The organism is Pedobacter hartonius, from assembly GCF_900107535.1.
In the GTDB taxonomy this organism is placed as follows: Bacteria; Bacteroidota; Bacteroidia; order Sphingobacteriales; family Sphingobacteriaceae; genus Pedobacter; species Pedobacter hartonius.
In genome coordinates this window covers 51,020-70,849 of record NZ_FNRA01000013.1, presented here as the reverse complement: position 1 = coordinate 70,849, position 19,830 = coordinate 51,020, and the positions used below count along the sequence as shown (strand labels likewise).

Below are 19,830 nucleotides of genomic sequence, written 5' to 3'. Positions count from 1 at the left end.
CGAAAGAATAATGGAGTCTTGCATAATGACGTTCAAAGGTAGTATCTTTTTTTTTAGTTATAGTTATTCAGCATGACAGGCATGACCAGCATCAGAACATCTTCATTTTCATCATTCGTCTGAGGGATCAGTAATCCTGCACGGTTTGGTGTAGAAAGTTCCAGTGTTACTTCCTCGCCTCCCAGGTTACTCAGCATTTCGATCAGGAAACGTGCATTAAAGCCAATTTCAAGGTCTTCACCTTCATACTGGCAACTTAAGCGCTCATGCGCTTCATTCGCAAAATCCAGGTCTTCAGAAGATATGTTTAATTCACTTCCGTTGATTTTTAATCTTACCTGGTGGGTAGTTTTATTGGCAAAAATAACCACACGGCGTAAAGTATTCAGGAACAGGGCCCGGTCTATAATCAGTTTATTGGGATTGTTCGCAGGAATTACTGCTTCATAATCAGGATAACGCTCATCAATTAAACGGCAAACCAGGTTGATATTCTCAAATTTAAAGAATGCGCTGGTAGCATTATAATCTACAGAAACATTGATATCAGTTGAAGGCAAAGCTGCTTTCAGTAAAGTCAGTGCTTTTTTTGGCAGGATGAATGAAGCTGTCTTATCAGCCTTGCTGTCCATACGCCTGTATCTTACCAGTTTATGTGCATCAGTAGCCACAAAGGTGATAAACTGATCAGATAACTGGCAAAAAACGCCTGTCATTGCCGGTCTGAGTTCGTCACTGCTTACCGCAAAGATGGTTTTGGTGATCGCTTCTGTTAACACCGAGGCAGGAAGGTTTACCGAAGAGGCATTTTCCACTGTAGGGATCTTAGGAAAATCATCTCCATTTTCACCACTCAGCTTATACTTTCCATCACCTGCGCTGATCTCTATTGAAAATGAAGTATCATCAATATTGAATGAAATCGGCTGATCAGGAAGTGTTTTTAAAGTATCTAATAAGATCCTTGCCGGTACAGCTACTTTTCCGCCCTCTTTTGACTCCACTGGTAAAGATGTGGTCATACTGGTCTGCAGATCAGTTGCAGAAATAGTCAGGCTACCATCTTTAATCTCGAAAAGGAAATTTTCCAGTATCGGCAAAACAGTACTGCTGCTTGAGGCACCATTAACTGTTTGTAAATGTTTTAAAAGTGTTGATGTGGATACAATAAATCTCATAATTATGATCTGGTCAATTCTCAAAAATATAAAAATTACCTTGCATACTTATACTTGCGGTAATAATGTTGAAAAATTGCGAACAATATTAACAGTAATAAGGGCAGAATCAGATTGATCAGCTGCCATTCAGACTTCTGTGCCCGCAGTAATTGTTTATCCAGTAGCCTCACCCTGACCTCTTTATTTCGCAAATCAATCAGATTATCATCTGAAGACAAGTAATCTGCAATATTTAAAAGGAGGGCCTTATTTCCGAAATTTCTTTGTGTATAACGGTCAAATCCCAGAGGAAAAACGGAACCGTCACGTCCGCTCACCTGATTTCTGAAGATATCACCGTCTCCGATGACGATCATTTTGGTAGGTTTGCTAAGTGCTCCGCTGCTGAAATCTTCGGTAATTCCGGCCGGGACCTGCCGGTTCAGGAACACTGAAGGAAATGATCCTTCCAGCAATACGGCTGCATTTTTTGGCGGGTGCAGATACAAACGCTGGTCCGGTGCCTCAGCAATAGTCTGTAAGGATAATACCTCTGGTGTATTGTGTTCTATATGGTATGGCGATGTCTGCAGGATGAATGTTTTGCGAACCCCCTTTACTCCGATGGTGTCTACAGTACTCAGAAATTCCGTACGTATCCCGTCAATATTTTTTACCAGGCTGACGGAAGCCTGCGGAATCAGCACAGGATAATATACCCATGGTGCCATTTGGATATCACGCTGCTGTCCGCCGCCGCCACCCATGGCCAGCGGTATTTCAGCACAGTTCAGATCGGCCACCAGGTTATAATTTATCCTTGCCCCATACATAAAGAGCATATCATCCAGGTTCAGCTTGTTATTAAAGGCCAGCTGCTGCCCTTTGCCTTTCAGGCTATCCAGGTCTGCACTGACCTGGTCCAGGCTCCATACGATCCTGCCTCCATTCATTACAAAATAATTGATCTTATACTTCAGGGCTTCAGAAAATTCTTTCTGGGGTTTAGTGATAAACAGCACCTTCAATTTATCCAGCCCCTGCCTGCTGATCAGGTTCAGGTCTACCCTCCCCACCTCATAACTGTCAGAAAGGGATTTGATCGCATCGCTCAGATAAGGATCGGCAGGCTCTCCATTGCCTTCGGTAAATCCGATCCTTGGGTTTTCACCCGTACTGACTTTTTTAATTGCCGAAGTGAAAACGTATTCCAGGTTCTGGATAGAGTTATTGATGTTTTGTTCATAGTTCCCCGCGGCATCAAGATTTTGTAGAAGCTTAACAGGAACCTGCCTGTCTCCTGCCTGTACGATGGCCATCGGAAAAACTGTCTTTTGGGTAAAGCCAGCATCATTTTTGATATTCAGACTGGTTGGCTCTATGCCTTTAGCATACAGGTTTTGTAAAACGGTGTCCTGCGCCTGCTGGTCCAGCCCATTGAGGGGATCTGTAAAAACAACTTTGATCTTCACCGCTGAGTTTGCCTTATAGTCGTTCAGCAAATCCGATGTTGCATTTTTAAGCCTTTTAAATGCTGCCGGAAGGGTTCCATCTAAAAATACAGTAACCGTAATTTGCTGATCGGCCTTAGCCAGGACAGCCTTCGATTTTGGATGTAATGTAAACCTCTTTTCAAGGGTAAAATCAAAACGTGTATAGCTATACCGGGCGGCGATATTCAGCCCCGCCAATACAATGATGAAAAGGATTGGCTTCAGCCATTTGTTATTTCCCGCATTTACCATTTCCTACCCCCGATCACCAGCTTAGTCATCCCCAGGAACAATAACATGAAAGTAATAAAATATACAAGGTCCCGCGTGTCCAGTACTCCCCGGCTCATCGATTGAAAATGTTCGTTCACACTGAGCCATACAAAAATATCTTCCGGAATACCCGGGGCGAAGATCTTGCCCAATGCGTCAAATCCGCTGTAGGCGATAAACGACAGAAACACAGCAAGGGCAAAAGCAATGACCTGGTTTTTGGTAAGGGATGAAGCAAAGATACCTATTGCAGCAAATGCGCCACCAAGCAGTAATAGCCCGATGTAGGAACCTGCAACCGCGCCTCCGTCAATATTGCCTTTCGGCATGCCCAGCTGCATAATGGAATAATAATACAATAAGGTAGGGATCAAGGCAAATATGATCAGGGTAAGGCAGGCAAAATATTTTGCCAGGATGATCTGCCAGTCTGTTAATGGCCTGCTTGCCAGTAAAACATACGTCCCCTCCCTGCGTTCTTCGGCAAATGACCGCATGGTGAGCGCTGGAACTAAGAATATAAACAGGAACGGCGCGAGACTAAAAAAACCATTGAGTTCAGCATAACCGTATTCCAGGATAGAGGTATCGGGGAAAAACCAGAGGAGTAATCCGGAGACTAGTAAGAAGACACCAATGGTGATGTATGCCATCATTGAATTCAATAAACTGAATAATTCGCGTTTAAATACTGCGTACATGAAAAATGATAATGATGCCGAAGTTAGATAATTTAGGGGAAAATGAAACCATTCTCTATTCGCAAAACAGCAAAAAAAAAGCAGCCTGGAATACAGGCTGCCTTTCACTATTCTAAGTTAGTTGGTTATAAACCGAAGTTATATGCCAGTCTTAACCCAACAAATCTCGATTTGAAGTTAAAGTTGGTGTTACCCGGCCCATCATAGTTGGTTGACCATTCTTCGTATCTTGCGCTCAGATCGATAGATCCTTTGTCAGATACCGGAAATTCAACTCCAATATGCGGAGTATAGGCGAATGAGGTTTTTGAATTATCACCGGTACCGAAGGCAGCACCCAGCTCACCACCTACATAAATGTTTTCTGCCAGAAAATAGTTGATACCTGCTTTTACTGGTATTACGTTTAGATCTGCATTTCTAAATGTTACTCCCCCAACAGTGGCGATATCTTCACCTCTAAAGGTAAGATAACCCGCAGACGCGGTAAAATTCAATTTTTCTATGATTGGCGTCTGGAACTGTAAAGTTCCTCCATATCCCAATTTGTAAGCGTCACCAAAGTTACCTGTAGGGAAGGCAAATTCTGCACCGATTCCGATTTTGGAGCCAGTCATTGCAGGATCTTTCGTCTGTGCAGAAACATTTGAGAATGCAAATATTCCGGCGATTGCGGTTAGTAAAAATAACTTTTTCATAATTGTTTTTTATTTAGTTAGCGGGATTTCTCTCCCGTAAATACCTAAACAAAAAGTTGGCCAAAGATGAGAGTTGTTCAACAAAATACTATGTATCAGTTTGTTAAACTCCTGAATATTTCCTCCAAAGAGTCAGTATGATGTTTGGTTTTAAGTTCATTAAGTAAAGAATCAGCTACGATCTTTCCCTTGTTAATGATCACTACCTGGTCGCATAAAGCCTCTACTTCCTGCATGATATGCGTAGACAATATCACAGTTTTATCTTTACCGAGGTTTCTGATCAGCTCGCGGATATCTGTCAGCTGATTGGGATCCAGTCCTGTGGTAGGTTCATCAAGGATCAGTATACGGGGATCATGGATGATTGCCTGTGCAAGGCCTACCCGTTGTTTGTATCCTTTGCTCAACATGGAAATCTTCTTGTGCTGCTCGTCGCCAAGCCCCACCCGGCCTATCACTTCCTTTACTTTAATGCCCGGTTTTTCCAGCTGATAGGTGTCAGCAATAAAGGTCAGGAATTCGCGGACATACATATCTGTGTACAAGGGTGTGTTTTCGGGGAGGTACCCGAGAATGCGTCTCATCTCCAGACTCTGGCGCTGTGTGTCAAAGCCACCAAGGCTCGCACTGCCGGCCGTTGGCTTCAGGTAACCTGTCAGCATCCGCATTGTAGTAGACTTACCCGCGCCATTCGGGCCTAAAAAGCCCAGTACTTTGCCGGGAACGGCTTTAAAACTGATATTGTCGACAGCCTTTTGCTGACCGTACGTTTTAGATAAACCTTCTACCTGTATACTCAATGCCTGAATTTATAATCTGTCCTGATATGGAAAAAGCCTTTTTAACCGCTATCCCTTTCAAAAGTAATAATTAGTCCTTACTTATTCGGTCAAAATTACCCTCAACTTTCTATCTTTGCAGTATTATGGCCAAAACGAATAACGACGAACAATTTAAAAATGTGATCTCCCACGCTAAAGAATACGGTTTCGTATTTCAAAGCAGCGAAATTTATGATGGATTAAGTGCCGTGTATGACTACGGTCAAATGGGCGCCGAATTAAAAAACAACATCAAAACCTACTGGTGGAAATCTATGGTACAAATGCATGAAAACATCGTAGGGATTGACTCTGCAATATTTATGCACCCTAAAGTATGGAAAGCCAGCGGCCACGTAGACGGGTTTAGTGACCCTATGATCGATAATAAAGATTCGAAAAAACGTTACCGTGCCGATCAGTTATTAGAAGATAAAATTGCCCGTTATGAAAAAGACGGAAAAACAGATAAAGCAGCAAAACTTCAGGCCGATATGGATGAAGCACTTAAAGCGGAGAACCTTCCCCGGCTTAAAGAACTAATCGAGGAGCATGAGATCGCTTGTCCTGTAAGCGGTACAAAAAACTGGACCGATGTACGCCAGTTTAACCTGATGTTCAGCACCCAGTTTGGTGCCATGGCGGAAGGTGCCGAAGAAGTTTACCTTCGCCCGGAAACGGCACAGGGTATCTTCGTAAACTTTCTGAATGTACAGAAATCGGGAAGGATGAAGATCCCCTTTGGGATTGCACAGATCGGCAAGGCTTTCAGGAATGAAGTGATTGCCCGTCAGTTCATTATGCGTATGCGCGAATTTGAACAGATGGAAATGCAGTTCTTTGTCCGCCCCGGTGAAGAAATGAAGTGGTATGCTTACTGGAAGGAAGCCCGTCTGAAATGGCATACAGCTTTAGGAACAGATCCTGCAAAATATAAATACCATGACCATGCGAAACTGGCGCACTATGCCAATGCAGCAGTTGATATTGAATTTGAGTTCCCGTTCGGATTTAAAGAAGTTGAAGGTATACACAGCCGCACCAACTTCGATTTAACGCAGCACCAGGAGTTCTCAGGCAGGAAAATGCAATATTTTGACAATGACCTGAATGAAGATGGCAAGCCTTATGGAAATTATATCCCTTACGTCATTGAAACATCGATCGGCCTGGACCGTATGTTCCTCCTTACCATGATCAATGCTTTTGAAGAGCAGGACCTGAGCGAGGGCGAAAAAACAGATAGCCGTATTGTTCTTCATTTACACCCTTGCCTGGCACCGATCAAAGCAGCGATCCTGCCATTGACGAAAAAGGACGGCCTGCCGGAGAAAGCACAGGCAATCATGGATGACCTGATGCTGGATTATAATGTGGTTTATGAAGAGAAAGACTCTATCGGAAAACGCTACCGCAGACAGGACGCAATAGGAACACCATTCTGCATCACCATTGATCACCAGACGCTGGAAGACAATACCGTAACGATCCGCCACCGTGACAGCATGGAGCAGCAAAGAGTAGAAATTTCGGCGCTGAATGAGCTGATCGAAAGCAGGGTGAGCTGGAAAAACCTGCTCAGGAAATCATAGGATACGCGTTCATATACAATACAGACCTGCCGGCAAAACCCGGCGGGTCTTTTTGTTTACGAACAGCCATTAAACTATTTCTGCAGCAAATGGTCTTATTATTGTTATGGAGGGATAGAGATCTAAAACCCGATACCGACGCTAACCATAAATGAAATTCATCCCCATTGCTTTCTTATTGCTTTTTTTTGGTCTCGGCCATGTAAATGCACAATCTTACACTTCCGATAATATCTGGACCCAGGAAGAACTCGACAATGCTAACACCGCCAGAAACACTGATTATCTGAACGAGGAAGAAAAAAAGATCATCTTTTATATGAATCTCGCACGTACAGACGGACAGAAATTTTTCAATACATTCTTCCAGGATTTTGCCAATGCCTACAATATAGATATGCAGCGCTATAGTAATTATGACGACCTGAAGGTAAACCGCAAGGACAAATACTACCGGGGGCTGGAGCAGGATCTCCGGGAGATTAAAGGACTGCCGCTGTTTAGTCCTGATGAAACACTCACCTGGATTGCACAGCAACATGCAAAAGACCTGAGCAAAAATAATAAGGCCGGTCATAATTCCAGTGATGGCAGAACGGTAAAGGACAGGATCTCCAAATTTTATCCCCGAAGGGCAATGGCAGAAAACCTGGCCTTTGGGTTTTCAAAAGGATTGGCCAACGTATGTATGCTGCTGCTGGATAAAAATGTGCCTGATTTAGGGCACCGAAAAACGATATTGGGAACCGGATACAACCTGAGCCTTGTAGGAGTAAATATTAAAACCCATCCGGGATACAGGTATTGTGCAGTCATTGATTTTATTTCGGCACCCGCTGCCCGGTAATCACCTCATAATTTCGGGAAATGATATTCTATCCCTAAATTGCAGGCCTTTACCGGATATCCGATATTACACATGCGAAAAGCCGTCCTCAGATTTATTGATTTCTTTTACCCGCCGTTTTCACGATGGTTATCAATCCATACCTTCAGGTATATCGTTTCTGGTGGCACGAATACCGCCAGCGGAATCATTTTATACTTTCTGATCTATAATTATGTGCTCCACCAGCAGGATATCATATTATCTTTTCCTCCGGAGATGATTACAGCCCCTGTAGCAACGCTGATCATTGAGGCTCCCTTAACGTTTATCATCGGTTTTACATTAAACAAGTACCTCGTATTTACCAAATCTGAACTTAAAGGCCGGATACAGCTATTCAGGTATGGCATTGTGGTGAGCACCAATATGATGCTCAACTTTGCCATGATCAAGATCATGGTGGAGACTTTTCACTTCTATCCAACCATCTCTAAATTCATTACGACAATCGTATTGGCACTAGCCAGTTATTTTATTCAAACGCACTTCTCTTTCAGGCTTAAAAAATAAATCACCGTAAAGTAAAAGGGCAGCCCGTTCCTTGCTAAATCCTGCCGGCAGGCTTATCTTAGAGGGCACAAATATAAATTGGTTATGAGCGATTTCAATAATTTTAATAATCCGCAGGTAGCAGGATTGCCCAGGCATCTGAGGCAGTTCATTGTGGATCAGAACTATGAAAAATATACATCCGTAGATCAGGCAGTATGGCGTTATGTAATGCGTCAGAACTACAGCTATCTGAAAGATGTTGCTTATTATCCCTATATCAAAGGGCTGCAGCGTGCAGGATTGAGCATTGAATATATTCCGGACCTGCAAACGATGAACAACAATCTTGGTAAACTGGGTTGGGGTGCAGTAACTGTTGATGGTTTTATACCCCCTGCAGCCTTTATGGAATACCAGGCCTACCGTGTACTGGTTATAGCCGCAGATATCCGGCAGATCAATCACATTGAGTATACACCGGCGCCGGACATCATTCATGAATCGGCCGGCCACGCACCGATCATTGCAGATGCAGATTACAACAGTTACCTGAGTTATATTGGTTCTATCGGGGCAAAAGCAATGTTTTCGGCTAAAGATTTCGAATTGTATGAGGCTATCCGTGCGCTGTCAATTTTAAAGGAGGCAGTAGACGTACCCGAATATGAAATTGCGAAGGCCGAAGAAAACCTGCAGCAGATCGCAGACAATATGGGCGACCCGTCAGAAATGGCCCTGCTGAGTCGCCTTCACTGGTGGACAGTGGAATACGGACTGATCGGTAGCCTGTCTGACCCTAAGATATATGGTGCGGGCCTGCTTTCGTCAATTGGGGAGAGCGCCTCCTGCATGATGGACACCGTTAAGAAGATCCCTTACACGATAGACACGATCAACTATGCATATGATATTACTAAAACACAACCCCAGTTATTCGTCACAGAGACCTTTCAGAACCTGATCGATGTACTGGAACAATTTGCAGATACCATGGCCTTCAGAAAAGGAGGCACAGAAAGTATCATCAAAGCAATGGAATCCCGGAACCCGGCTACAGCCGTTTACAGTTCAGGGCTGCAGGTGACAGGGGTATTCAGTGATATGGGAATTGACCAGAGGGATGAACTGACCTTTATCAAAACCACAGGCCCTTCAGCACTTGCCCTGGGCGATAAACAACTTGAAGGCCATCACAAAATATACCATAAAGATGGCTTTTCATCGCCTGTTGGCAAACTGACAAATGAGGTAAAACCACTTGAAGATTTTAGTGATAAAGAACTAAAGGCCATTACTGTTGAAGAAGGAAAAGCAACTGAGCTGATTTTTGACAGCGGCATCCGGGTAAGCGGAACGGTGAGGTCAGTAACAAGGGCTGCAGATAAAATCATCCTCATTACTTTTGATGACTGTACAGTAAAAGAAAGTAATGGCAATGTTCTCTTTCAACCGGAATGGGGCACGTATGACATGGCCGTAGGTGAAAAAATAGTCTCGGTATTCAACGGGGCGGCCGATAAAGAAGCCTATGAAGAGATCACCCATATCAGCGGGAAACAAACAGAAAAGGTGGTTTATGACACTGCCACAGCGACATTACACCAGATCTACAAAACCGTAAGGACAATCAGGGAAACGCAGGATAACCTGCAGCAGCTGCCGGATTTATTTGAACGTTTAAAAACATCCTACCGCCAGGACTGGCTTTGTGCACTTGAAATACTAGAGATACTCCACTATACAGGCGCTTATCCGGAACTGGAAAAAGATGTCAGGATTTACCTGGAAATGAAAGCTTCCAATGAGCCTGACCATAAAAAACTGATCAATGACGGGCTGCATGTAATTGCAAATCCGGTTACACAACTAATCACAGAGGAAGATTAAAGATGAATATCGTATTAACAGGAGCAAGCAGCGGAATAGGCTTCGAGACCGCACTGGAGTTTACCTTAAAGACTGAGAATAAAGTAGTCTGTATTGCAAGATCGGCCGATAAATTAAGGAAACTGCTGGAAATTGCAAGGGGTATCAATCCCGACTGCACGCTGCTGCCTGTAGAATTCGATATTGTACATGATGATTACGCTGCCCTTGTTCCCTTTTTACAGCAGCGGCTGGGAACGATAGATATCCTGATCAATAATGCAGGGCAGCTGATCAATAAACCTTTTACCGAAACAACTGCAGAGGATATGAACGACATGTTCCTGGGCAACGTGACGGGTCATTTTAACATGATCAAAAATCTGCTGCCGCTGATGCAGGCCGGCAGCCACATTGTGAACATCAGCAGTATGGGAGGCTTCCAGGGAAGTATCAAATTTCCCGGTCTTCTGGCTTACTCTACGAGCAAAGGCGCGCTGGCCACACTTACGGAATGCCTTGCCTTTGAACTTGCAGAAACCGGGGTCAAAATCAATTGCCTGGCCCTGGGCTCAGCACAGACAGAAATGCTGGAGCTGGCATTTCCAGGATACCAGTCGCCCGTAATGGCCTTTGAAATGGGTAAGTACGTGGCAGATTTTGCAGCTACCGGGCATAAATTCTTTAATGGAAAGATCCTCCCTGTAGCTGTGACTACCCCATAATTTTTTTTGAGACATTTGTCCTATTGAAGAATATTTTAATATCTTTAGGGCAGAGCATGAAAAAAATACTTCTTTTATTTTGTTTTACAGCCCTGTTTGCCACCGCCGGCAAAGCACAGACCGTGCCTGCCAAGTATAAAGAATTACTTCAAAAACTCAATTCCCGGTTTACACCACAAACTCCCGGGGGGAAACTGATCAGCTTTGCAAAAACCATGATTGGTGTACCCTACCGTTATGCCTGCAGCAATCCATCCATCGGGTTTGACTGTTCCGGCTTTGTAAGTTATGTGTTCCACAATTTCGGGTTTGATGTTCCGCGTTCTTCTACAGAATTTAACGTGGCTGGTACTCCCATCAAACTGGAAAACGCAAAAGTAGGCGACGTACTGGTGTTTACGGGTACTAACCCCCGGAGACGGGTAGTGGGACATGTCGGCATTATCGCCGATATTGAAGGAGATACCATACACTTTATCCATTCCACATCAGGCAGGGCACATGGTGTAACCATTACCACGCTCAACGCCTATTACCGCAGCAGGTTGTTGAGAGCGGTGAGTATTCTGTAGTATTTCAGCTTTCCAGCAAAACAACTTTCAGTGCATTCAATATCTCTCCGTTTTTGAGCATTTCCCTGGCCAGTTCATGTAGTTCACGCTGGCGGTTCACAGCATCGCCGATCGTGGCATCCAGTATTTCTTTTACTTCAAAAGTATTCCTGATCATCTCTATTTCCTCTTCAGAAGGAATTTGCTCCAGGTTACCCAGCATGCCCAGATCGTTTCCTGTAAGTACATAAGAATTCCTGACCTGATGCGGCAATGCGTCTACACCAATACCCATTGTAGTTAATGGCTTGGCCACTTTAAAAAGGCTTTCAGGCGTAACGCGGCAATACCAGTCGCCCCCCAGACGTGCCACCAGGTCGATCTTCGCCTGGTCAATCTTTCCCTCCTCATCCAGGATATCTTCCCTGATATGGATCAGTTTCACTTCTGCCAGTACCAGGTTTCCCGCACCGGGATTCTCCCCCAGGTGGATCACCTCCTGCACGATACATTCCATTTGCACAGGAGCTTCTGCTACGCGGGGTGGTTTTACCAGCTGTGAGGCCTGCATGGTAAAACCTGCCTTTTCAAACTCATTGATGCCTTTTGCATAGTCTGTACTGGTAAGGCTCATCTGCTGTACCATCGGATAATTGACAATATTGATCACACATTCCTTTACCTGAAGGATATTTTCCAGCGTATGTTTGTTCGTATTGTCGCGCACTCTCCGGGAAGGAGAAAAGATACATAACGGAGGATTGGTACTAAACATATTGAAAAAACTGAAAGGACTTAAATTGATATTTCCAGCATGATCAATGGTAGTAGCAAAACATATAGGCCGCGGCGCAACTGCATAATGCATATAGTTTTGCAGTTGGGCAGGGCTCAGATCGGAGACATTAAGGGTAATCATTATTTTTTCAGTGCTAAGATAGAAAAGTCAGAATCGGCCTTACGGATGGTATTGCTCAAACGGCCAAGGCCGGTGATCTCCATTTCTACCACATCACCATCCTCCAGCCACTGCGGCTGGTAGTTTGCATCATTTAACAAACCTGTTCCGTTCAGTTCGAGAAAACAGCCCGTACCTACGGTTCCTGAGCCAATCACGTCCCCTGGCAAAATAGCTGTACCATAGGCACAGCGTTCCACAATTTCTGCAAATGTCCAGTCCATATCGGCCATATTGCCTGCCGACACCTGTTTTCCGTTGACCCTGCAAGTCATGCTCAGATTGTAGGTATTCCCTGTATGACCTGCTTTAGTGGCAACTTTGTAAGCTTCAAGTTCGTCAGGTGTAACGAGCCATGGGCCAATTACTGTAGAAAAATCCTTCCCCTTTGCTGGGCCAAGGTTTAACATCATTTCTTCCATTTGCAGCGTCCTGGCACTCATGTCATTCATGATCATGTAACCGGCAATATAATTGTCTGCTTCAGCGGCGGTAATATTCCTCCCCTTTTTTCCAATCACTATGGCTGCCTCCAGTTCAAAGTCCAGCCGCTGAAAATGATCCGGCATACATTCTATTTCTCCGGGACCGCTGATAGCGTTGTGGTTTGTAAAGTAAAATATAGGGTACTGGTCAAATTCAGGGATCATCTCCAGGCCCCTGTTCCTTCGTGCAGTAGAAACATGCTGGCGAAAAGCGTAGCCGTCACGGCAGGAGGAAGGGTGCGGCACCGGCGCAATTACCTCATAGAAGGCTTCTTCTTTAGGTTCTATTGCTCCCGACTTGATCCCTGCGTCAATTTTTAAAGCGCGCTCCATCAGTACTTCAGCATCCTTTAAAAAAGAATTCATGTCATTCGGTATCTGCTTATCACAGGAATTCAGGTTATAAATGTGACCATTTACGAAAACACCCAGGTGCTCTCTATCCTCTGTTTTGTATGATACTAGTTTCATCTGGTTATTATTTGGTATAGATCAAAGCTAGATATTTTAGCTGGAATATGATTAAATCTACAACAATTAGAATGTAAGGATAATTTTGATTACTGCTAATTTAATTCTTAAATTAGCACACGCAATTATGACGAACAGCAACCTAAAATATCAGGATCGTATCGCAAGCCAGGTTTTGGCTTCATTCAGGTACGCTATGCTTTCTAAACTCATTTTTGCGCAGTATTCCATTTAAGTTTTCCCCCAAGCTGAGCATATAAACGTTTTCACGTTTGCTATATCCCCCGATATTTTAACCAATATATATTCCTATAGTTATGCCTATTTATCATACTTTAGGTACCATTCCGCCAAAGCGGCACACCGTTTTCCGTAAACCAAACGGCGAACTTTATGCAGAGGAACTGGTATCCACAGAAGGATTTTCAAGCCTGTACTCGCTTGTCTATCACTGTCATCCCCCCACCATTGTAAAATCACTGGGCGAACCCTATTCCGTGGAGCCGAAAATTGCCAGGGAAAAACACCTGAAGCATACCTCGCTCATCGGCTTTAACATTGCCCCGGAAGATGATTATCTGCAAAGCAGGAAACCCGTACTGGTGAACAGTGACCTGCACATCTCCCTTGCCGCACCAAGAAAATCCATGACGAATTACTTCTACAAGAATAGCCAGGCAGACGAGGTAATCTTTATTCATCAGGGCTCAGGCACCTTAAAAACGGGATTTGGCAAGATCCGTTTTGCCTACGGCGATTACCTCGTTGTTCCGCGGGGCACCATTTACCAGCTGGAATTTGATGATGAACAAAACCGGCTGTTTATTGTAGAAAGCTTCAGCCCTATCCGCTCCCCTAAAAGGTACAGAAATGAATATGGACAGCTGATGGAACACTCCCCTTACTGCGAACGCGACATCAGAAAACCTTCAGACCTGGAAACAACAGATGAACTGGGCGACTTTAAAGTGCTGATCAAAAAGCAAGGCCTGATCTATCCGTATACCTACGGGACACATCCTTTTGATTTCGTCGGATGGGACGGTTTCCATTACCCATGGGCTTTTTCCATACATGATTTCGAACCCATCACCGGCCGTCTGCACCAGCCGCCTCCTGTACACCAGACCTTTGAAGGCCATAATTTCGTGATCTGCTCGTTCGTACCCCGCAAATATGACTACCATCCCCTTTCTATTCCTGCCCCCTATAACCACAGCAACGTGGATAGCGACGAGGTCCTGTATTACGTTGACGGCGATTTCATGAGCAGGAAAAGTGTGGTAAAAGGGCAGATCACCCTCCATCCCGGGGGAATTCCCCATGGGCCACACCCTGGCACGGTAGAGAAATCCATCGGTAAACAGGAAACAGCGGAACTGGCCGTCATGATCGATCCCTTCCGCCCCCTAATGCTCACAGAAGATGCCGTCAAAATTGAAGATGAAAGCTACCATAAGAGCTGGCAGATCAATGTAGAATAAACCAGGAGTATAAACCCAAAGACATCAGCAACTAACTATTAAATAAAAAAACAAAACCATGCAAACTCAACTTGTAGAAAAAGACACCTCAATTCAGGATTTCCTTCCGCTAAACGGAACAGACCATGTGGAACTGTATGTAGGGAATGCCAAACAATCCGCACATTTTTATAAAACAGCCTTTGGGTTCCATACCGTAGCCTATGCAGGCCCCGAAACCGGACTAAGGGACAGGGCATCATATGTGCTGCAGCAGGGAAAAATAAGGCTGGTACTCAGCACTCCTTTAAAGTCTGAAGGTCCCGTGATGGATCATATCAAGAAACATGGTGATGGCGTTAAAATACTCGCCTTATGGGTAGATGATGCCTATAAATCTTATGAAGAAACTATAAAGCGCGGTGCCAGGTCCTATCAGGAGCCACAGACTTTAACCGATGAATCTGGAGAGGTACGCACTGCAGGAATCTATACCTACGGGGAAACCATACACCTTTTTGTAGAACGCAAAAATTACAACGGGGCCTTCATGCCCGGTTATATCGCTGTAGAAGGCGGTTACCAGCCCGAAAGCACCGGACTGTTATATATAGACCACTGTGTGGGAAATGTAGGCTGGAACAGGATGAACGATGCCGTAAAATGGTACGAAGAGGTCATGGGTTTCAGGAACATCCTTTCCTTTGATGATAAACAAATCAATACGGAGTACTCTGCCCTGATGAGTAAGGTGATGAGCAATAAAAACGGCTATGTTAAATTCCCAATTAACGAGCCGGCAGAAGGCAAAAAGAAATCGCAGATTGAAGAATACCTGGAGTTCTATGAGGGTGAAGGCGTACAGCATATCGCTGTAGCTACGCACGACATTATTGCTACGGTAGCAGAGATGAAAGCCAGAGGAGTAGAATTTCTGAGCCCCCCTCCAAAGGCATATTATGAAACGCTGCTGGAAAGGGTTGGAAACATCGATGAGGATATTGCTCCCCTGCAGGAACTGGGAATACTGGTAGATCATGATGAGGAGGGCTACCTGCTGCAGATCTTTACTAAACCGGTACAGGACCGCCCCACTTTATTCTTTGAGATCATCCAGCGTAAAGGCGCCCAGTCATTTGGTGCAGGCAACTTTAAAGCCCTGTTTGAATCGTTGGAACGTGAGCAGGAGCTTAGAGGGAATTTGTAAAACCTTTCAGGTAGGGCTACGGCCCTACATTTACCTTCCCCCTTACCGCAAGGTTTCCTGCTATACATCTTCAGGGGCAGTCAATTCAATTTCTGTTCCCCGGATTGGAAAAAATTAAGTATTTTCGGTGGTTAGCTGTAACCAATTAGGAATGTCGCACAATATTATCCAAAGAACACAATTATTTTCAGGGCACCTGAGATCGGCATTTAGCCTGTTTCAAAAAAATGATCCCCTGCGGCTTGCCGGTGCTACAGCATTTTTTACCAATTTCGCCCTGCCACCAATATTACTGATACTGATCAGGCTGTTCGGCTTTTTTGTCGACCGCAGGATACTGGTTACAAGAATCTTTGAACGGTTATCCAATATTTTAGACGAGAGCAGTACTAAACAGATCAGACAAACCCTCCGGAATATCAGGGGTATAGATCATAAATGGTATGCTACCCTGATCAGTTTTGTGTTTTTCCTTTTTGTAGCCACAACATTGTTCAGCGTGATCAAAAATTCAATGGACCAGATCTGGTCCATCGGGATGAAAGCCCACTCCAGCTTTCTCTTTAAATTAAAGATCAGGGCAAGGGCAATTGTGATTATTCTGATTGCAGGTCTATTGTTTTTCGTTGGTTTGCTTACAGACAGTATTCAGGCCTTTATCGGCCCCTATATCAATACAGCTGCCCCAACTGCGGGCAGGGTCTTTCTGATGATCCTGAACCAAATTCTGTTTATTATCATTGTCACTACCTGGTTCAGCGTTTTATTCAGGTTCCTGACCAGCGGCCGTCCCACATGGAAATCGTCTGTACGGGGAGGGTTACTTACAGGCATTCTTTTTACACTCGGAAAATACATTCTCCGCATCGCCCTGCCCTTAAGTAACATCGGCAATATTTACGGGGCCTCAGGGTCGATTGTACTGATCATGCTCTTCGTATTCTACTCTTCTTTTATCTTTTATTTCGGCGCCTGCTTTGTGAAAGTGCTGAGTGATGCCAAAGAAACTCCCATACGCCCAATTAAAGGAGCGTTTAACTATGAAATTAAGGAGGTTTAAAAAACACTAGTTCAGCTCTTGTCCGGCCGACTTCTCAAAGCCCTGCATTTCAAATACTGCCAGCTTGCTAAACAAATTATAATGCAGCGTACCAAAGAAGTTGATGATTCCGTCTTCATTTTTGCCTTCTATACAGATACTCTCTTTTGACAACTGCGGGTGTTTAAAAAAGTAGTCGGCAAGCAGCTCTTCATCTTGAATTTTGATGTCTGCGATATCAATAGCATACTGTTTCATGAGCAATAAAAAGCTGGTTCCGTTTAATAATAAATCTTTGATATTCATAGCTGTGCAGGGATTTAGTTGGGCATGATAATCCCGCAAATTTGGCGCCAAAAAAAAGGATAACCCGGTGTGGGATACCCTTTTAATTTGCTAATACGATATACCGGTACTAAAAAAGCGTTAAGGCAAGACCGAGTGTAAACAGATTTAATTTCGTGTCATCATATCCTGATTTCCCGATTTTGGACAATCCTGCCTCATACCTGAGATCGATTCCTAATTTCCCAAAATCAAATCCCGCTCCAAATTGCCATGCCAGTGCCTGATTTTTAAAATTTCCCCTGAAAACATCTCCCGCGGCATTGCCGAAAGACTGCTTGTCATCCAATATAAAAGAAACTACAGGTCCTGTATTTAAACGCAGACCTACACCCGCAGCACCGATCTTGGTACCAATCAGTAAGGGTACGTCCAGACTGGTAAACTTCACTTTATTCTCCAGGCCTGCATCATTTGTCAGTGTCGTATTTTTTCCTGCCAGGTACAGTTCGGGCTGAAAGTGGATACCGGCGGCGCCTATCCTTGCCCATACACCCGCGTAATAACCGGAACGGTTGTCACTGCTCAGTGTATTATCTGTTGTAAGTTTAGAGAGATTCGTACCTCCCTTGATACCAAACTGGAAACTTGGTAAAACCTGACCGAATGCGATTGCAGTGATGCAAATAAATAATGCGGAAAGTATTAATTTTTTCATAATATGCCTGTTTTATTTTTATATTGTATCGGGTAAATTTATAAATATTTTTTATTGTAACTAAATTACACCGACTTATATTAATCAACCCATATTTCATAGATTTGTTTTAGCTGGTCACACTTAACAGCCACATAACCTTTAAATGGCTTTTGATTTTAATATCTACGCGTTCACATTAGTTTTTTTCGGAAGCATTACGCTTCTGTTATCTCTTTACATTATAAGTAACGAAACGGGTGCTGTTCGGAGGGTAGGGCTATTGATGCTGTCAAATTCCGTCTGGTCAGTCACCTACGGCTTAGAACTTGCCAGCGGGAGCCTGCTTCAAATGAAATTACTCATCAATGTGGAGTATCTTGGTATCGTATCCCTCCCTTTCAACTGGTTTCTATTCTGCCTGGTACTTGCCGGAAAGGGAAAATGGCTGCAGAAAACCAGTAATAAGATCCTGATTACTGTTGTACCGCTGTGTACCCTGCTGCTGTTATGGACCAACAGTTTTCACCACTTATATTACACAAGCATAAGTATAGACACCAGCGGCAGCTTTCCAATGGTCAAGATCGTACCGGGAGTGGGTTATTATCTTTTCACCCTTTACTTTTATATTTTACTGGCCATAGGGAATTACCTGCTGATCAAAAAGTTCAGTAAATCTGATATAGTGTATCGAAAACAGAACAGGCTTGTGCTCACAGGAGCGCTTATCCCCTGGCTGGCAAACCTGTCATACATGGCGGGACTGAGACCAATTCATAACCTGGATATTACCCCTTATGCCTTTCTGATCGCCATTACGATGATCTTTGTAGCCATTTACAGATTCGAGCTTTTTGATACCCTCCCTATAGCAAGAGAAAAGGTGCTGGAACTGATGCGTGACGGATTTGTAGTACTGGATCATCAGAACAGGATCATTGATTACAATTCCGCATTTAAAAAATACACTCCTGCCGCTAAGTCCGGAGAGATCATTGGCAAATACATCAGCGAAATACTGCCCGGCCAGCCGGGGCTGAGCCAGTTCCTCGAAAAACATACGCCGGGAAAAACAGAATTACTGGTTAAAACAGCTGAGGGAGAATACGACCTGGAGGTGGACGTCACCTTTCTGAATGAAAACAAGCTTAACCGGAACGCTACCATTATCAAATTTCAGGATTTAACCAATCTCCGGCAGGAAGCCTTAAAATCTCAGCAGCAGGCCCGTGAACTGCAAAAGCTAAACCAGCTTAAAGACCGTATATTTTCCATTATGGCGCATGACCTGAGAGGCCCGCTGTTAAATGTCACTGAAGTATTGAAGATGATCTCTGATGATACGATCACTACAGAAGAGTTCAAATTTCTTTCTCCTAAGCTCAGCAAGGATATTTCCTATACAACAGATCTGCTGGAAAACATCCTCCACTGGTCCAGAAGCCAGTTGAAAGGATATAGCATTAACAGGGATTTTTGCGATATGAAAACCCTCGTTTCTTCGGAGATCAATTATCACATGAAATCTGCTTCCGAGAAGGGCATCACCATTGGGCATTCTTTAGATGATGAACTTACCGCCTTTGCCGATCTGCTGATGATGCAGATGGTAGTAAGAAATTTACTGGGCAATGCAATAAAATTCTGTCATCCACAGTGCCACATCGAGATTTCGGCATCTTATTGTGATAAAAACTATATCTGTATTCGTATTAAAGATAATGGTGTGGGCATCGCTGAAGAAAATATTCAGCGGATATTTAAGGGTGAAAATGTATCCAGTATGGGAACAAGGAATGAAAAAGGCACGGGTATAGGTCTAATGGTATGCTGGGATTTCATGGAGAGGAACGGGGGCTACATCACGATGGAAAGCCAGTTGGGTAAAGGCACTACTTTTAACCTCAGGATCCCACGGATTGACCTATAAAAAAACCCCTTGGAAGGGGTTCTTAATA

At 44.0% G+C, this 19,830-nt stretch carries 19 protein-coding genes; 10 read left to right on the top strand and 9 right to left on the bottom strand.

Going from position 1 to position 19,830, the window contains the following annotated elements; all coding sequences use genetic code 11:
- Positions 1–53 precede the first annotated feature (53 nt).
- The 5 genes from dnaN to BLW16_RS19415 all read right to left on the bottom strand — a co-directional run bounded on the left by dnaN (position 54) and on the right by BLW16_RS19415 (position 5,128).
- Positions 54–1,178: a DNA polymerase III subunit beta gene (gene dnaN / locus BLW16_RS19435; RefSeq protein WP_090559543.1), complete on the bottom strand. Its 1,125-nt coding sequence runs from the start codon at positions 1,176–1,178 to the stop codon at positions 54–56.
- Between the two features lie 35 nt (positions 1,179–1,213).
- Positions 1,214–2,905 (bottom strand): gliding motility-associated ABC transporter substrate-binding protein GldG, encoded by a 1,692-nt coding sequence (gene gldG / locus BLW16_RS19430; RefSeq protein WP_090559542.1) that lies wholly within the window; start codon positions 2,903–2,905, stop codon positions 1,214–1,216.
- Positions 2,899–3,627: a gliding motility-associated ABC transporter permease subunit GldF gene (gldF, locus tag BLW16_RS19425; protein ID WP_090559541.1), complete on the bottom strand. Its 729-nt coding sequence runs from the start codon at positions 3,625–3,627 to the stop codon at positions 2,899–2,901. Before gldF ends, gldG begins: the two co-directional genes overlap by 7 nt.
- 125 nt (positions 3,628–3,752) lie before the next feature.
- Complete coding sequence (locus BLW16_RS19420; RefSeq protein WP_090559540.1) at positions 3,753–4,325, bottom strand: outer membrane protein; 573 nt, start codon at positions 4,323–4,325, stop codon at positions 3,753–3,755.
- Between the two features lie 95 nt (positions 4,326–4,420).
- Positions 4,421–5,128 (bottom strand): ATP-binding cassette domain-containing protein, encoded by a 708-nt coding sequence (locus BLW16_RS19415; RefSeq protein ID WP_090559539.1) that lies wholly within the window; start codon positions 5,126–5,128, stop codon positions 4,421–4,423.
- A 125-nt stretch (positions 5,129–5,253) separates the two neighbouring features.
- On the opposite strand from BLW16_RS19415, the gene BLW16_RS19410 reads away from it, so the two are divergent.
- From BLW16_RS19410 to BLW16_RS19385, 6 genes are all read left to right on the top strand, one after another.
- Positions 5,254–6,741, top strand: coding sequence for a glycine--tRNA ligase (locus BLW16_RS19410; RefSeq protein ID WP_090559538.1), 1,488 nt, complete (start codon positions 5,254–5,256; stop codon positions 6,739–6,741).
- A gap of 151 nt (positions 6,742–6,892) precedes the next feature.
- A complete protein-coding gene (locus BLW16_RS19405; protein ID WP_090559537.1) occupies positions 6,893–7,588 on the top strand; it encodes a CAP domain-containing protein in 696 nt (231 codons plus the stop codon).
- 72 nt (positions 7,589–7,660) lie between these two features.
- The gene (locus BLW16_RS19400; RefSeq protein ID WP_090559536.1) at positions 7,661–8,140 is read left to right on the top strand and encodes a GtrA family protein; all 480 of its coding nucleotides are present in this window, start codon (positions 7,661–7,663) and stop codon (positions 8,138–8,140) included.
- A gap of 84 nt (positions 8,141–8,224) precedes the next feature.
- Positions 8,225–10,009 (top strand): aromatic amino acid hydroxylase, encoded by a 1,785-nt coding sequence (locus BLW16_RS19395; protein WP_090559535.1) that lies wholly within the window; start codon positions 8,225–8,227, stop codon positions 10,007–10,009.
- A gap of 2 nt (positions 10,010–10,011) precedes the next feature.
- A complete protein-coding gene (locus BLW16_RS19390) occupies positions 10,012–10,713 on the top strand; it encodes an SDR family oxidoreductase (RefSeq protein ID WP_090559534.1) in 702 nt (233 codons plus the stop codon).
- 56 nt (positions 10,714–10,769) lie between these two features.
- A complete protein-coding gene (locus BLW16_RS19385) occupies positions 10,770–11,285 on the top strand; it encodes a C40 family peptidase (protein ID WP_090559533.1) in 516 nt (171 codons plus the stop codon).
- A gap of 4 nt (positions 11,286–11,289) precedes the next feature.
- Here the strand turns inward: BLW16_RS19385 and BLW16_RS19380 are convergent, their stop codons facing one another.
- Complete coding sequence (locus BLW16_RS19380; protein ID WP_090559532.1) at positions 11,290–12,183, bottom strand: flavin reductase family protein; 894 nt, start codon at positions 12,181–12,183, stop codon at positions 11,290–11,292.
- Positions 12,183–13,178, bottom strand: a complete 996-nt coding sequence (locus BLW16_RS19375) for a fumarylacetoacetate hydrolase family protein (protein ID WP_090559531.1) — start codon at positions 13,176–13,178, stop codon at positions 12,183–12,185. Before BLW16_RS19375 ends, BLW16_RS19380 begins: the two co-directional genes overlap by 1 nt.
- Before the next feature lie 317 nt (positions 13,179–13,495).
- Between BLW16_RS19375 and BLW16_RS19370 the strand changes: the two genes are divergently transcribed.
- The 3 genes from BLW16_RS19370 to BLW16_RS19360 all read left to right on the top strand — a co-directional run bounded on the left by BLW16_RS19370 (position 13,496) and on the right by BLW16_RS19360 (position 16,908).
- Positions 13,496–14,662: a homogentisate 1,2-dioxygenase gene (locus BLW16_RS19370; protein ID WP_090559530.1), complete on the top strand. Its 1,167-nt coding sequence runs from the start codon at positions 13,496–13,498 to the stop codon at positions 14,660–14,662.
- Positions 14,663–14,720: 58 nt separating this feature from the next.
- The gene (gene hppD / locus BLW16_RS19365; RefSeq protein ID WP_090559529.1) at positions 14,721–15,848 is read left to right on the top strand and encodes a 4-hydroxyphenylpyruvate dioxygenase; all 1,128 of its coding nucleotides are present in this window, start codon (positions 14,721–14,723) and stop codon (positions 15,846–15,848) included.
- A 151-nt stretch (positions 15,849–15,999) separates the two neighbouring features.
- Entirely contained in the window at positions 16,000–16,908 is a 909-nt protein-coding gene (locus BLW16_RS19360; protein ID WP_090559528.1) for a YihY/virulence factor BrkB family protein, read from the top strand.
- Between the two features lie 6 nt (positions 16,909–16,914).
- On the opposite strand, the gene BLW16_RS19355 is transcribed toward BLW16_RS19360, so the two are convergent.
- The gene (locus tag BLW16_RS19355; protein ID WP_090559527.1) at positions 16,915–17,193 is read right to left on the bottom strand and encodes a hypothetical protein; all 279 of its coding nucleotides are present in this window, start codon (positions 17,191–17,193) and stop codon (positions 16,915–16,917) included.
- Positions 17,194–17,302: 109 nt separating this feature from the next.
- Positions 17,303–17,890, bottom strand: a complete 588-nt coding sequence (locus tag BLW16_RS19350) for a porin family protein (RefSeq protein WP_090559526.1) — start codon at positions 17,888–17,890, stop codon at positions 17,303–17,305.
- Between the two features lie 145 nt (positions 17,891–18,035).
- Here BLW16_RS19350 and BLW16_RS19345 point away from each other — a divergent pair, with 145 nt between their 5' ends.
- Positions 18,036–19,802, top strand: a complete 1,767-nt coding sequence (locus BLW16_RS19345) for a sensor histidine kinase (RefSeq protein WP_090559525.1) — start codon at positions 18,036–18,038, stop codon at positions 19,800–19,802.
- The last annotated feature ends 28 nt before the right edge of the window (positions 19,803–19,830 follow it).

Excerpts from the sequence above, each read along its gene's own strand:
- dnaN (WP_090559543.1), bottom strand. The coding sequence starts at position 1,178 with ATGAGATTTATTGTATCCACATCAACACTTTTAAAACATTTACAAACA.
- BLW16_RS19395 (WP_090559535.1), top strand. The coding sequence starts at position 8,225 with ATGAGCGATTTCAATAATTTTAATAATCCGCAGGTAGCAGGATTGCCC.
- BLW16_RS19400 (WP_090559536.1), top strand. The coding sequence starts at position 7,661 with ATGCGAAAAGCCGTCCTCAGATTTATTGATTTCTTTTACCCGCCGTTT.
- BLW16_RS19380 (WP_090559532.1), bottom strand. The coding sequence starts at position 12,183 with ATGATTACCCTTAATGTCTCCGATCTGAGCCCTGCCCAACTGCAAAAC.
- BLW16_RS19420 (WP_090559540.1), bottom strand. The coding sequence starts at position 4,325 with ATGAAAAAGTTATTTTTACTAACCGCAATCGCCGGAATATTTGCATTC.
- BLW16_RS19345 (WP_090559525.1), top strand. The coding sequence starts at position 18,036 with ATGGCTTTTGATTTTAATATCTACGCGTTCACATTAGTTTTTTTCGGA.
- BLW16_RS19390 (WP_090559534.1), top strand. The coding sequence starts at position 10,012 with ATGAATATCGTATTAACAGGAGCAAGCAGCGGAATAGGCTTCGAGACC.
- BLW16_RS19355 (WP_090559527.1), bottom strand. The coding sequence starts at position 17,193 with ATGAATATCAAAGATTTATTATTAAACGGAACCAGCTTTTTATTGCTC.
- BLW16_RS19375 (WP_090559531.1), bottom strand. The coding sequence starts at position 13,178 with ATGAAACTAGTATCATACAAAACAGAGGATAGAGAGCACCTGGGTGTT.
- gldG (WP_090559542.1), bottom strand. The coding sequence starts at position 2,905 with ATGGTAAATGCGGGAAATAACAAATGGCTGAAGCCAATCCTTTTCATC.
- hppD (WP_090559529.1), top strand. The coding sequence starts at position 14,721 with ATGCAAACTCAACTTGTAGAAAAAGACACCTCAATTCAGGATTTCCTT.
- BLW16_RS19385 (WP_090559533.1), top strand. The coding sequence starts at position 10,770 with ATGAAAAAAATACTTCTTTTATTTTGTTTTACAGCCCTGTTTGCCACC.
- BLW16_RS19410 (WP_090559538.1), top strand. The coding sequence starts at position 5,254 with ATGGCCAAAACGAATAACGACGAACAATTTAAAAATGTGATCTCCCAC.
- gldF (WP_090559541.1), bottom strand. The coding sequence starts at position 3,627 with ATGTACGCAGTATTTAAACGCGAATTATTCAGTTTATTGAATTCAATG.
- BLW16_RS19405 (WP_090559537.1), top strand. The coding sequence starts at position 6,893 with ATGAAATTCATCCCCATTGCTTTCTTATTGCTTTTTTTTGGTCTCGGC.
- BLW16_RS19350 (WP_090559526.1), bottom strand. The coding sequence starts at position 17,890 with ATGAAAAAATTAATACTTTCCGCATTATTTATTTGCATCACTGCAATC.
- BLW16_RS19360 (WP_090559528.1), top strand. The coding sequence starts at position 16,000 with ATGTCGCACAATATTATCCAAAGAACACAATTATTTTCAGGGCACCTG.
- BLW16_RS19370 (WP_090559530.1), top strand. The coding sequence starts at position 13,496 with ATGCCTATTTATCATACTTTAGGTACCATTCCGCCAAAGCGGCACACC.